The organism is Microlunatus kandeliicorticis (assembly GCF_014137855.1).
GTDB lineage: Bacteria > Actinomycetota > Actinomycetes > Propionibacteriales > Propionibacteriaceae > Microlunatus > Microlunatus kandeliicorticis.
In genome coordinates this window covers 1,045,974-1,058,350 of sequence record NZ_JACGWT010000001.1, presented here as the reverse complement: position 1 = coordinate 1,058,350, position 12,377 = coordinate 1,045,974, and the positions used below count along the sequence as shown (strand labels likewise).

Below are 12,377 nucleotides of genomic sequence, written 5' to 3'. Positions count from 1 at the left end.
AGCGATCCGGTCGGGCCGCGGCGTCAGCGCAGGTGGACGACGTCGCCGGCCGAGAACGCGCGGGTGCCGGTCGGCGTCCGCACCACCAGCCGGCCGTCGGCGTCGATCGCCTCGGCCCGGCCGGTGACCGACTCGTCCGGGCCGAGCACCACCCGCACTTCCCGTCCGACGGTCGAGCACCGGTTCAGGTAGGCGGCGGCGAAGGCGGCGTCGACTGCCGCGGCCGAGCCGTCCCGGCGGGCCGCCGGGGCGTCGAGCCACTCGGCGTAGAGCAGCTCGAACGCGCGGAGCACCGTCGCCGCGACCACGGTCTGGTCCCGGGTGCGGGCGCCGAGCAGCGCGAGCGAGGTCGCCCACGGGACCGGCAGCTGTTCCTCGGTCAGGTCGGTGTTGATCCCGACGCCGATCACGCAGGCCGGCCCGGTCGGGGTGTCGATCCGTTCGGCGAGGATGCCGCAGAGCTTGCGGTCCCCGACCAGGACGTCGTTGGGCCACTTGAGCAACGCCGGCACCTCGGCCGCGCGACGCAGGCTCTCGGCGACCGCCAGCCCGGTCAACAGCGGCAGCCACGACCACCGCGCGAGCGTGCCCGGCCCCGGCCGGAGCAGCATCGAGAGCGCGAGGCTGGTCCCGGGCGGCGCGGTCCAGCGGCGGTTGAGCCGACCGCGACCGCCGGACTGGTAGCCGGTGGCCAGCACGATCCCGTCGGGGGCACCGGCACGGGCGGCGGCGGCCAGGTCGGCGTTGGTCGACCCGGTCTGCTCGACCACGCCGACCCGCTGCCAGCGACCGCCGGTGACCAGCGCGGCCAGCCGTCGGCCGTCGAGCGGGGCCGGACCTGATGCGGGTGCCTCCACCGCGGCGACCCTACCCGGGCCTGCGGCCTAGGCTGCCGCCCATGGCCGCGACCCCAGCCGGCGGACCCGCCGGGTTGCTCGACGCCGGGGCGGGACCGTCCGGCTTCGGCACGGTCGACGGACGCCCGGTGGCGCTCGTCGCGCTCGAGGGGTCGTCGTCGGCTCGGGACCAGGAGCGGGCCGCCGCGCTGGTCGACAGGGCCGGCGCGGAGCGGACGCCGGTGGTCGGCTGGTTCGGGGATCTGGATCCGGGCGAGGACCCCGGGCCGGGCCCGACCCTGCTGCTCGGCGCGTGGGCCCGCGCGGGCGCGGTCCTGCGGATCGTGGTGGTCACCGGCAGCGTCGGCGGCCCCGCCGCCTTCGCCGCCGCGGCCGCCGACCTGGTGATCATGGTCGACGGGTCCCGGCTGTGGGCCAGCCCGCCGGCCACGGTGGCGCTCGCCACCGGGGACGCCCTCGACGCGGACGCGCTGGCCGGGGCCCGCACCCACGCCACCCTGACCGGTCTGGCCCACCGGGTCCCCGACCAGGACGCCGCTGTCGCGCTCGTCCGCGAGCTGATCGCGGTCACCACCAACGCCGACGCCCCTCCGCCCCCCGATCCCGATCCCGACGAGCCGCTCCCACCGGCCGGGACCGACGGTCGGGCGACGCTCGCCGCGCTGCTCGACGACGCCACCCTGGTCGAGCTGCGGCCCGACCACGCAGCCGCGGTGATCACCGGGTTCGGCCGGATCGACGGTCGCGCCGTCGGCGCGATCGCCTCGGACCCGGCACACCGTGGCGGCGCCCTCGACCTCGACGCCCTCGGCACGACCACCCGCTTCCTTCGGCTGTGCGACCGGCTGGGGCTGCCGGTGATCAGCTCGGTCGACTCCGTCGGGCTGGTCCCGGAGGCCCGCGAGGAGTGGGGTGGGATCGTCCGCGCCGCCGCCGAGCTGGCCACGGCGCACGCGACCGCCACCGTCCCCCGCGTCACGGTGATCACCGCGACCGCGGAGGGTCCGGCGGCCGCGCTGCTCGGCGGGGTCGGGCTCGGCGCCCGTGTGCTCGACCGGTCCGACGACCCGACGACCGCGGAGACCCGGGCGATGATCATCGACGCGCTCGCGGCCGGCCCCGGCCCGGGATCCGACCGGACCGGCGTCCTCGCCCCACCGGGCGGTCCCCCGGCTCCTGCCCCCGCGACCCCTCCGCCCGCGACCCCTGCCCCCGCGGCTCAGGCGGCCGCGACTCAGGTGGCCGCGGCCGGGCCGGTCGCGGTCCGCGGCCACCCGGACGACGCCGAGCTGGCCGCGCTGATCACCGTGCTCGCCGCGACCCGATCCGGAGAGCCCGTCGACGACTCCGCCGGCGACACCCGCGATCACCCGCCCGGCCACGACCCTGGCCACACGGCGGGGCCGGACGGCTGGAGCCGGCACTGGCGACGCGCCGTCACCGGGGCCCGGCCGTCGACCACCGACGAGGGCTGAACCGGGCCTCCACCGTCGGGGGCCGGACCGGGGCGTTCGGCTAGGGTCGGAGCCGTGTCCGAACCGCAGTCCGGGACGTCCGGGTCCGAGCAGCACACCGACGCCGCCGCGCGTCCGATCGACGCCATCGCCGACCGCTACGTCGACGACCTGATCGCCCTGCAGCCCGAGCTGGCCACTCTGCTCGGCGTCCCCGGTCACGACGACCGCTGGAGCGACTACAGCCCCGAGGGGCACGCGGCGCTGGCCGATCTCGACCGCCGGACGGTCGCCGCCCTGGTCGCCGCCGCACCCACCGACGAGCGCGAGAACACCGCCAAGGAGGCGATGCTCGAACGGCTTGGGCTGGCCGGTGAGCTCTACGACGCGCGGATCAGCACCAGCCGGGTCAGCGTGATCGCCGGTGCCGCGCAGGAGATCCGCTCGATCTTCGACCTGATGCCGACCGACAGCGCCGAGGCGTGGCACCACGTCGCCACCCGGCTGCGCGAGATCGGCACCCCGCTCGGCCAGGTCCGCGAGACGCTCGCCGCCGAGGCGCAGGACGGCAACGTCTCGGCCGTCCGGCAGATCAACGGCACCGTCGAGCAGATCCGGTCCTGGACCGGGCAGTCCGGCAGCGACGACTTCTTCGCCGGGCTCGTGGACGGCCTGCCCGCGGAGTACGCCGACGAGGTCGGGGCCGAGCTGCGGGAGGCCGCCGACACCGCGCGGACCGCGTTCGCCGACTTCGGCCGCTGGCTGACCGACGATCTCGCCCCCAAGGCGCCGAGTCTCGACGCGGTCGGCGAGGAGCGCTACGCCCTCAACAGCCGCTACTTCCTCGGCGCCGCGGTGGACCTGCTCGAGACCTACCAGTGGGGCTGGGAGGAGCTGCGGCGGCTGCAGGACCAGCAGCGGCGGATCGCCCGCGAGCTCACCGGCAGCGACGACATCCACGCCGCCTGGGCCGCGCTCGACGCCGACCCGCAGCGCCGGATCGCCAGCGCCGAGGCCTTCCGCGACTGGATGCAGGGGCTCGCCGACCGTGCGCTGGCCGATCTGTCGGGCACCCACTTCGACATCCCGGAGCCGATCCGCAAGATCGAGTGCTGCCTGGCCCCCACCCACGACGGGGCGATCTACTACACCGGCCCCACCGAGGACTTCTCCCGCCCGGGCCGGATGTGGTGGGCGGTGCCGGAGGGCATCGACACCTTCTCCACCTGGAAGGAGGTGACCACCGTCTACCACGAGGGCGTCCCCGGTCACCACCTCCAGGTCGCCCAGAACGCCTATCGGGCGGACCTGTTCAACCGCTGGCAGCGGCAGCTCTGCTGGGTCTCCGGGCACGGCGAGGGGTGGGCGCTCTACGCCGAGCGGCTGATGGACGACCTCGGCTATCTCGACGACCCCGGCAACAAGATGGGGATGCTCGACGCGCAGGCGTTCCGGGCCATCCGGGTGATCATCGACATCGGCATGCATTTGCAGCTGCCCATCCCCGCCGACAACCACCTCGGTTTCCGCCCGGGTGAGCGGTGGACCCCGCAGGCCGGGCTCGAGTTCATCATGGCCCACACCTCCACCGACGAGCCGACGCTGCGGTTCGAGGTCGACCGCTACCTCGGCTGGCCGGGCCAGGCGCCGAGCTACAAGATCGGCGAGCGGATCTGGCTCGAGGCGCGCGCCGAGACGCAGGCCCGCCAGGGCGACGCGTTCGACCTGCGGCAGTTCCACGCCGACGCGCTCAACCTCGGCCCGATGGGGCTCGACCCGCTGCGCCGCGCGCTGGCCCGGTTGTGATCCCGGCCGGGTCCCGGCTCCGGGTCGTCCTCGGCTCCGCCTCGCCGGCCCGGCTGGCCACGCTGCGGTCCGCCGGGCTGGACCCGGAGGTGATCGTCTCCGGGGTCGACGAGACCGTGGTGACCACCACCGTCCCCGCCGAGCTGGCCCAGCAGCTGGCCGAGCTCAAGGCCGACGCCGTGCTGCCGCGGGTCGGTGCCGGCCCGGCCCTGGTGATCGGCTGCGACTCGGTGCTCGAGCTCGACGGCGAGGTCTTCGGCAAGCCGCACACCGCCGCGGTGGCCACCGAGCGGTGGCGGCGGATGCGCGGTCGGTCCGGGGTGCTCCACACCGGCCACCGGCTGCTGCTGGTCGAGGGCGGCGACGTGCGCCGGGTCGGACGGGCCGCCGCGACCACCGTCCACTTCGCCGACCTCACCGACGCCGAGATCGAGGCCTACGTGGCCACCGGCGAACCGCTGGTGGTGGCCGGCGCCTTCACCCTGGACGGGCTGGGTGGCGCCTTCGTCACCGGGATCGAGGGCGACCCGCACAACGTCGTCGGGATCAGCCTGCCGCTGCTGCGGGCCCTGGTCGGCGAGCTCGGGCTGGACTGGCCCGACCTCTGGGCCCGCCCCGCCTCCTGACCCGGCGGCCGACGACCGCCGTCCGGGGCGCGCTCAGCCGACGACGGTGAGGACGATCAGCGCGACGTTGAGCAGCGAGACCAGCCCGACCACCAACCAGCCGAGCCCGAGGGTGACCCGGCGGGTCGGCGCCGCCGCCAGCAGCCTCCGGTCGCCCGCGATCCTGATCAGCGGGACCAGCGCGAACGGCAGCCCGAAGGACAGCACCACCTGGCTGATGATCAGCATCCGGGTCGGGTCGAGCCCGACCGCCAGCAGCACCAGCGCCGGCACCGCGGTGACCAGCCGGCGGACCAGCACCGGCAGCCGCCGGTGCAGCAGCCCGCTCATGATCACCGCACCGGCGTAGCCGCCGACCGAGGTGGAGGCCAGCCCGGAGGCCAGCAGGGCGAGGGCGAAGCAGGTGGCGATGACCGGCCCGAGCACCGCGCCGATCGCCGCGTGGGCGGCCTGCAGCCCGTCCGCCGCGGCCACCGCCTCCGGACGTCCGGACAGCGCGTCGGCGGCCAGCAGCAGCATCCCGACGTTGACCCCGCCGGCCACCAGCATGGCCAGCACCACGTCGAGCCGGACGGCGGGCAGCAGCCGGCGCACCCCCGCCGCGTCGAGGCTGCCGTGCCGGTCGCGGACCAGCGCCGAGTGCAGGTAGATCGCGTGCGGCATCACCGTGGCGCCGAGGATGCCGACCGCCAGCAGCACGCTGTCGGTGCCCTCCAGCCGCGGCAGCAGACCGGACGCGACCCCGACCGGATCGGGCGGGGAGAACACCAGCCCGGCCAGGAACCCGAGGGTGACGATGCCGAGCAGACCGGTGATCACCCGTTCGAACGTCCGCTGCCCGAGCCGGTCCTGGGCCAGCAGCAGGGTGGTCGAGACCACCACGACGACCACCGCCCCGGCGACCGGCGGCAGCCCGAACAGGAGCTGGAGCGCGACGCTGCCGCCGACCACCTCGGCCAGGTCGGTGGCCATCGCCACCGCCTCGGCCTGCAGCCAGTAGGCCACCCGGGCGCCGCGGCGGTTCCGCTGCCCGACCAGCTCGGGCAGCGACCGCCCGGTGAGCAGCCCGACCTTGGCCGACAGGTACTGGACCAACCCGGCCATCACGGTGGCGCCGACCAGCACCCAGAGCAGTAGATAGCCGAACCCGGCGCCGGCGGCGGTGTTGGTGGCCACGTTGCCCGGGTCGACGTAGGCGATGGCCGCCACGAACGCCGGGCCGAGCAGCCGGAGCCGGTCGAGTGCGGCGCGTCCGGGCCGGGTCGCGGTGGACGGCTCGCGGGTGACGGTCATCGCGGCCTCAGCCGACCGGGCGCAGGGTGATCGCGGAGGTGGTGCCGTTGCCGGTGAACTCGCCGGTCCAGCCCTGCCCGGTGAACGCGAGCGCGGGCGTGGTCGGGTCCGCGTGCCGCGCGGTGACGGTGAACCCGGTCTTCGGCAGTGCCACGAGCAGGTATTCGTAGACGTCGTCGGCTGTGGGTGCCGCGAACACCACGGTGACCAGGCCGGCCTGGTCGGAGGCCGCGGTGACGTAGCTGTCCCGCGGGACGGTGAAGGCCAGCCGCGGCCCGTTCGTGAACCCGAGCGAGGCCAGCGTCACCCCGCAGTCGGGGATCGCGCTGGGCGAGACCGCGGCCGTGCTCGGCCCGGAGGGCTGCGGGGTCGGCGTGGTGCGGGCACCGATCGGCGTGCCCGCGCAGCCGGAGAGCGCGAGAGCCGTGCCGGCGACGGCGACGGCGACGGCCGTCGCCATCCCGCGTCCCCGCTCGCGCTCCCACCGCACGCGCCCACGGTACGGGCTGGGACGGCCGGGTCCGGCCGCCGCTCAGCCAGACGCCGACCCGAGCGGGCCGGGCCACCACACGGCACGACCACACGGCAGGACCACACCGCATCACCACACTGCACGACCACACGGCAGGACCACACTGAGGACGGAGCCAGCGCGGTCGCGTCGAATCGCGGCGGACCCGTCCACCCCGATAACCTCGTCGGGTCATGGTTGTGCAATCCGCCGAGCCCGAGTCCGGCACCGCCGTCCGGCGGTCCCGGGTGCCCGCGGCCGTCCGCGCCCTGCGTCCGCGCCAGTGGATCAAGAACGTGCTGGTGCTGACCGTCCCGCTGGCCGCCGGGGTGCTCTTCCGGCCCGCCGTGCTGCTCGACTCCGCGCTCGCCTTCGTGGCGTTCTGCCTGATCAGCGGGTGCGTCTACCTGATCAACGACATCCGCGACATCGAGGAGGACCGGCTCCACCCGAAGAAGCGGCTGCGGCCGATCCCGGCCGGTGAGCTGCGGATCAGTGCGGCCTGGGTGCTGGCCGGCATCGTCGGGGTCGCCGGGTTCGCCATCGGGTTCGCCACCTCGGTCGAGCTCGGCATCACCCTGGCCGTCTACCTCGGCCTGCAGATCATCTACTCGACCTTCCTCAAGCACCAGCCGGTGATCGACCTGGCCATGGTCTCGAGCGGCTTCCTGCTCCGCGCGGTGGCCGGCGGCGTGGCCAACGACCTCGCGCTCAGCCAGTGGTTCCTGCTCGTCGCGTCGTTCGGCTCACTGTTCATGGTGGCGGGCAAGCGCTACTCCGAGATGCTCAGCCTCGGCGCCGAGGCCGGCACCCGCCGGTCGCTGGCCCGCTACTCCGAGTCCTACCTGCGGTTCGCCTGGATGCTGGCCGCCGCGATGGTGCTGATCAGCTACAGCCTCTGGGCGTTCGAGAACCTCAGCCGGGGCGCGTTCGGGATCGGCTGGACCGCGATCTCCATCGCACCGTTCACGCTCGGTCTGCTCCGCTACGCGATGGACGTCGACGCCGGCAACGCCGGCGAACCCGAGGACGTGGTGCTCCGCGACCGGGTGCTGCAGATCTTCGGGCTGATCTGGCTGGTGCTGATCGCCGTCGCCGTCTTCACCGGTCGCCAGCAGACAGGAGCCTGACCGTGAGCGACTTCCCCGAGACCGTCGGCACGCAGGTGCCGTCGATCCGGCCCACCCCGCCCGCCCCGGAGCTGCCGCTGGTCCCCGACCAGCTCACCCCGCTGCACGGCTGGGGCCGGGCCAACGCCAGCCGCGCGCACGTCGCCAGCATCGACTCGGTCGCCGGTGCGGTGTCCGCGCTGCGCCAGGCCGAGTCCGGCGGGTACGCCGCCCGCGGGGTCACCCCGCGCGGGCTCGGCCGCAGCTACGGCGACGCCGCGCAGAACGCCGGCGGCACGGCCCTCGACCTGACCACGCTGAACCGGATCCTGCACGTCGACGCCGAGGCCGACCCGCCGACCGTCGACGTCCAGGCCGGCGTCAGCCTCGACAAGCTGATGAAGGCGCTGCTGCCGTTCGGTCTGTGGGTGCCGGTGCTGCCCGGGACCCGGCAGGTCACCATCGGCGGGGCGATCGCGGCCGACGTCCACGGCAAGAACCACCACACCGAGGGCAGCTTCGGCAACCACGTCCGCTCGCTGCGGCTGCTGGTCGCCGACGGCCGGGTGCTCGACCTCAGCCCCGACAGCGCCGACCCCGACGACAACGCCGCCTTCTGGGCCACCGTCGGCGGGATGGGGCTGACCGGCGTCGTGCTCAGCGCCGTGCTCGAGCTCAAGCGGGCCGAGACCGCCTACTTCAGCGTCGACACCGACCGCACCGCCGACCTCGACGAGCTGATGACCGCGATGGCCACCGGCGACGAGAACTACACCTACTCGGTGGCCTGGTTCGACGCGGTCAGCACCGGCAAGCACCTCGGCCGGGCCGTGCTCACCCGCGGCCGGGCCGCGAAGCTGGCCGATCTGCCGGCCAAGCTGCGGCCCCGGGCGCTCGAGTTCAAGGCCCCCTCGTTCGGGACCATCCCGGCGATCTTCCCCAACCGGCTGGTCAACAAGGCGACCGGCAAGGCGTTCAGCGAGTTCTGGTACCGCAAGGCGCCCAAGCACCGGGTCGGCGAGATCCAGAACATCACCCAGTTCTTCCACCCGCTCGACATCGTCAGCGAGTGGAACCGGCTCTACGGCCCGAACGGCTTCCTGCAGTACCAGTTCGTGGTGCCGTTCGGCGCCGAGGACACCTTCGCCCGGTGCGTCGAGCTGATCGCCACCTCCGGACACGTGTCCTGCCTCAACGTGCTCAAGCGGTTCGGCGCCGCGAACCCCGGCCCGCTCTCGTTCCCGACGCCGGGCTGGACGCTGGCCGTCGACCTGCCGATCGAACCGGGCCTGGACCGGCTCTGCGACCGGCTCGACGAGCAGGTGCTGTCGGTCGGCGGCCGGATCTACCTGGCCAAGGACTCCCGGCTGAGCGCCGCGACGTTCCGGCAGATGTACCCGCGGCTCGACGACTTCATGGCCGTCCGCCGCCGGCTCGACCCGAACGCCGTCTTCACCTCCGACCTGGCCCGTCGGCTCGACCTCGTCTGACCCGAAGGAGAACCCCGTGATCGACGCGCTCGGCGCGCCCCAGTCGCTGCTGCTGCTCGGCGGCACCTCGGACATCGCCCTGGCCATCGCCGAGCGCTACGCGGCGCACCGCCCGCTGCGGGTGGTGCTGGCCGCCCGGCCCGGCGAGCGCCGGACCGCGGCTGCCCAGCGGTTGAGCGGGCACGGCTGCACGGTCACCGAGGTCGACCTCGACGCCCGCGACCACGCCAGCCACGCGGCGACGATCGAGCAGGCGTTCGCCGGCGGGGACGTCGACGTCGCGGTGGTCGCGTTCGGCTTGCTCGGCGACGCCGAGCGGGCCTGGACCGACGCCGAGCACGCGCTCGAGCTGGCCGAGGTCAACTACGCCGCCCCGGTGCACCTCGGCGTGCTGCTGGCCGACCGGCTCAAGGCCCAGGGCCACGGCCGGATCGTCGCCCTGTCCAGCGTGGCCGGCGAGCGGGTGCGCCGCTCGAACTTCGTCTACGGCTCGACCAAGGCCGGCTTCGACGGCTTCTTCCTCGGGCTCGGCGAGGCGCTCCGCGACACCGGGGTCTCGGTGACCGTGGTCCGGCCCGGCTTCGTCCGGACCAAGATGACCGACGGGATGGACGCCGCCCCGCTGTCGGTCACCGCCGAACAGGTCGCCGAGGCGACCGTCGCCGCGGTCCGCGCGCGCCGCGAGCTGATCTGGGTCCCGACCGCCATGCGCGGCGTGATGTCGGGGCTGCGGCACGTGCCGCGGCCGCTGTTCCGCAAGCTGCCGATCTGACCGGGATCCCGAGCCCCGACCACCCTCGGTAGGTTGGCGACGGTGACCAGCCCCACCGTCGACCGGCTCGCCTTCACCACCCTCGGCATCCCCGGGGCCCCGCTCACCGAGGTGGCCGCGCTCGCGGTCCGCAGCGGCTGGCGCGGGGTCGAGCTGCGCAGCGCGGACGACGAACCGGTGCACGTCGGGATGGACGCGGAGGCGGTCGCCGCCGCCCGCGAGGCACTGGCCGGGGTGACCGTGCTGGCCACCAACTCCTACGTCCGCAGCGGCAGCCCGGACCTCGACGACGACGCGGTGGTGGCCGCCGCGGTGGCCGAGGCCGAGCTCGCGGTCGCCCTCGGCGCGCCGGCGGTCCGGGTGTTCCCGGGCGCCGCCGCCGACCCCGGCACGGCCGAGCACGCCGAGCGCGAGCAGGCGATGGTCCGGCGGCTCCGCGCCGCCGCCGACCGGCTGCCCGACGGCGTGGAGCTGTGGCTGGAGACCCACGATTCGCACCGCACCGGCGCCGACGTGGCCCGGGTGCTCGCCGCGGTCGACCACCCGCGGGTGCGGGCGATCTGGGACCTGGCCCACCCGCCCAAGGGCGGCGAGGCCTGGACCGACACCCTCGACCGGCTGCGCCCGCACCTCGCCCACGTCCAGATCAAGGACGAGCGGCCCGGGCAGGTCCCGCTGTTCCTCGGCGACGGCGACGTACCGGTGGCCGCGATCGTCCGGGCGCTCGAGGCCGACGGCTACCCCGGCTGGTACAGCCTGGAGTACGAGCTCAAGTGGCACCCCGAGGCGCCGCCGCTGGCCGAGGCGCTGGCCGCCGGGACCACCTGGTGGGCCGCCCAGGGGCTCTGAGCCCGAGCGCCACCCCGGTCCCCGCTCTGCTCCCGGCTTTCCCCTCGGGTCCGGGTCAGCGCAGCCCGAGCCCGGCCAGCCGGACCAGGTTGCGGGTCGCCATGGTGACGGTGAGCGGGCCGACCCGCGGGACGAACACCCCGGCCACGTCGAGCGCGCTGTCGTCGAAGTTGGCGCGCTCGGCCACGTTGACGCAGATCGCCCCGGGCTTGATCTCCTCGCCGCGGATCCGGGTGAAGTCGGCGGCCGGCACCGCGGAGATCACCACGTCGGCGGCGGCCAGCGCCTCGGCCCGCCCGACGCCGGACTCGCGGACGTCGTGGGTGTGCCGGCCGATCGCGGGCTCGAAGACCACGCTGCCGGTGACGTCCAGCGAGTGCACCAGGGCGCCGTCGTTGGCCAGCATCGCCGCCAGCGGCCGGCCGACCAGGTCGCTCCGGTTGATCACGCAGGCGGTCAGTCCCTCGAGCGGCGCCACCGCGTCGGTGCTCTGCTCCGCCGGGCGCCCGGCCATCCCGGCGTGCTGGAGCAGCTTGAGGATCGCCAGCGGCGTGCAGGGCAGGATCGCCCGCTGGGTCCGGTCGGGGTCGAGGTAGCGCTGGTTCTCGTAGAGCAGCCGGCTCCAGAACGAGTGCAGTCCCTCGACGTCCTTGCGCGGGTCGACGAGCTCGCGGAGCCAGCGGTCCCCGGCCGGGTTGTCGAGCGGGTAGTAGAGGAACACCCCGTCGGTGTCGGGCTCGACGTTCGCCGCGGCGATGGCGCCCTCGACCTCGGCCGGGCCGACGTGCCGCAGGTCGAAGTCGATGCCCACCGCGCGGCAGCCGCGGCGGGCGTACCGGGCGTAGGTGGCGGCCGGCCCGTCGGTCCGGCCGAGCAGCCCGACCACCCGCAGCCGGCGTCCGGCCCCGGCCAGCGCACCCACGTCGGCGCGGACCTCCTCGCGGTAGGCCTCGGCCACCGTGGCCGGGTCGAGCACCCGGGCGGTCACACCCCGCTCCCCTCGCCGGCCGGCACCGGGGCCGGGTCCAGCCCGGCGAGCACCGCGTCACGCCGGTCCCGGAACGCGGGCGCCTGGTCGGCGCCGGTCCGCTCGAGGGCGGTCAGGTTGATGTCGGCGGTCCGGACGGCGGCGCGCACCGCCCCCTCGATCAGGTCGCGACCGGCGAGCACGTCGCTGCGGATGCCGCGCTTGACGAGCGGTTCGAGCACGAACGACAGCGCCCGGGCGGCGGCGAGCGTCTCGGCGAGCCGCAGGGGCGCGTCGGTGGCGGCGACGGTGGCGCCGGTCACCGCTGCGGTCCGGGTGGCGCGGGCGCCCTCGTCGTCACGCGGGAGCCGGTAGGCCGCCATCAGCGCGTCGAAGACGGCGACGTCCTCGTCGGCGGCCGGCTCCACCTCGGCCCGCAGCGCGGCGAGCCGGGCGGCGTGCTGCTCGAGGTCGGGGTCGTCGGTGACGGCCACCGCCATCTGCAGCAGCGCGATCCCGAACGCTCCGGACAGCGCGGCGACCGAACCGCCCCCGGGGGTCGGATCGGCCGACGCCGTCCGGGTCAGCAGATCGGTCGCGGTCGACGACCAGAGACTCGTGCCCACGCGGCCGGAGCCTAACC

Annotated in this window: 12 protein-coding genes; 7 read left to right on the top strand and 5 right to left on the bottom strand. The window is 75.1% G+C overall.

Features of this window, described 5'->3' with window-relative positions; genetic code table 11:
* Positions 1-23 precede the first annotated feature (23 nt).
* Positions 24-857, bottom strand: a complete 834-nt coding sequence (locus tag FHX74_RS04680) for a biotin--[acetyl-CoA-carboxylase] ligase (RefSeq protein WP_182558853.1) — start codon at positions 855-857, stop codon at positions 24-26.
* A 41-nt stretch (positions 858-898) separates the two neighbouring features.
* Between FHX74_RS04680 and FHX74_RS04675 the strand changes: the two genes are divergently transcribed.
* From FHX74_RS04675 to FHX74_RS04665, 3 genes are read left to right on the top strand one after another with little or no spacing between them, the layout of a single operon-like run.
* The gene (locus FHX74_RS04675; protein ID WP_182558852.1) at positions 899-2,332 is read left to right on the top strand and encodes a carboxyl transferase domain-containing protein; all 1,434 of its coding nucleotides are present in this window, start codon (positions 899-901) and stop codon (positions 2,330-2,332) included.
* A 54-nt stretch (positions 2,333-2,386) separates the two neighbouring features.
* A complete protein-coding gene (locus FHX74_RS04670) occupies positions 2,387-4,117 on the top strand; it encodes a DUF885 domain-containing protein (protein ID WP_182558851.1) in 1,731 nt (576 codons plus the stop codon).
* On the top strand, positions 4,114-4,743 hold the full coding sequence (locus FHX74_RS04665; RefSeq protein ID WP_328823618.1) for a Maf family protein: 630 nt from the start codon (positions 4,114-4,116) through the stop codon (positions 4,741-4,743). Before FHX74_RS04670 ends, FHX74_RS04665 begins: the two co-directional genes overlap by 4 nt.
* Positions 4,744-4,776: 33 nt before the next feature.
* Here FHX74_RS04665 and FHX74_RS04660 read toward each other — a convergent pair whose 3' ends face one another.
* On the bottom strand, positions 4,777-6,036 hold the full coding sequence (locus tag FHX74_RS04660; protein WP_182558850.1) for an Nramp family divalent metal transporter: 1,260 nt from the start codon (positions 6,034-6,036) through the stop codon (positions 4,777-4,779).
* 7 nt (positions 6,037-6,043) lie between these two features.
* Entirely contained in the window at positions 6,044-6,496 is a 453-nt protein-coding gene (locus tag FHX74_RS04655; RefSeq protein ID WP_182558849.1) for a hypothetical protein, read from the bottom strand.
* Between the two features lie 245 nt (positions 6,497-6,741).
* On the opposite strand from FHX74_RS04655, the gene FHX74_RS04650 reads away from it, so the two are divergent.
* The 4 genes from FHX74_RS04650 to FHX74_RS04635 are packed head-to-tail and all read left to right on the top strand — an operon-like array spanning position 6,742 to position 10,767.
* A complete protein-coding gene (locus FHX74_RS04650; RefSeq protein ID WP_182558848.1) occupies positions 6,742-7,677 on the top strand; it encodes a decaprenyl-phosphate phosphoribosyltransferase in 936 nt (311 codons plus the stop codon).
* 2 nt (positions 7,678-7,679) lie between these two features.
* A complete protein-coding gene (locus FHX74_RS04645; protein WP_328823617.1) occupies positions 7,680-9,146 on the top strand; it encodes an FAD-binding oxidoreductase in 1,467 nt (488 codons plus the stop codon).
* A 16-nt stretch (positions 9,147-9,162) separates the two neighbouring features.
* Complete coding sequence (locus FHX74_RS04640; RefSeq protein WP_182558847.1) at positions 9,163-9,918, top strand: decaprenylphospho-beta-D-erythro-pentofuranosid-2-ulose 2-reductase; 756 nt, start codon at positions 9,163-9,165, stop codon at positions 9,916-9,918.
* A 42-nt stretch (positions 9,919-9,960) separates the two neighbouring features.
* Positions 9,961-10,767, top strand: a complete 807-nt coding sequence (locus tag FHX74_RS04635) for a sugar phosphate isomerase/epimerase family protein (protein ID WP_182558846.1) — start codon at positions 9,961-9,963, stop codon at positions 10,765-10,767.
* Positions 10,768-10,822: 55 nt separating this feature from the next.
* On the opposite strand, the gene FHX74_RS20985 is transcribed toward FHX74_RS04635, so the two are convergent.
* Together FHX74_RS20985 and FHX74_RS04625 are read right to left on the bottom strand one after the other, a co-directional pair.
* Positions 10,823-11,755, bottom strand: a complete 933-nt coding sequence (locus FHX74_RS20985) for a bifunctional methylenetetrahydrofolate dehydrogenase/methenyltetrahydrofolate cyclohydrolase (RefSeq protein WP_182558845.1) — start codon at positions 11,753-11,755, stop codon at positions 10,823-10,825.
* Positions 11,752-12,360, bottom strand: coding sequence for a cyclodeaminase/cyclohydrolase family protein (locus FHX74_RS04625; protein ID WP_182558844.1), 609 nt, complete (start codon positions 12,358-12,360; stop codon positions 11,752-11,754). The genes FHX74_RS20985 and FHX74_RS04625 overlap by 4 nt, the downstream gene beginning before the upstream one ends.
* Positions 12,361-12,377 lie beyond the last annotated feature (17 nt).

Excerpts from the sequence above, each read along its gene's own strand:
- FHX74_RS04675 (WP_182558852.1), top strand. The coding sequence starts at position 899 with ATGGCCGCGACCCCAGCCGGCGGACCCGCCGGGTTGCTCGACGCCGGG.
- FHX74_RS04660 (WP_182558850.1), bottom strand. The coding sequence starts at position 6,036 with ATGACCGTCACCCGCGAGCCGTCCACCGCGACCCGGCCCGGACGCGCC.
- FHX74_RS04650 (WP_182558848.1), top strand. The coding sequence starts at position 6,742 with ATGGTTGTGCAATCCGCCGAGCCCGAGTCCGGCACCGCCGTCCGGCGG.
- FHX74_RS04655 (WP_182558849.1), bottom strand. The coding sequence starts at position 6,496 with ATGGCGACGGCCGTCGCCGTCGCCGTCGCCGGCACGGCTCTCGCGCTC.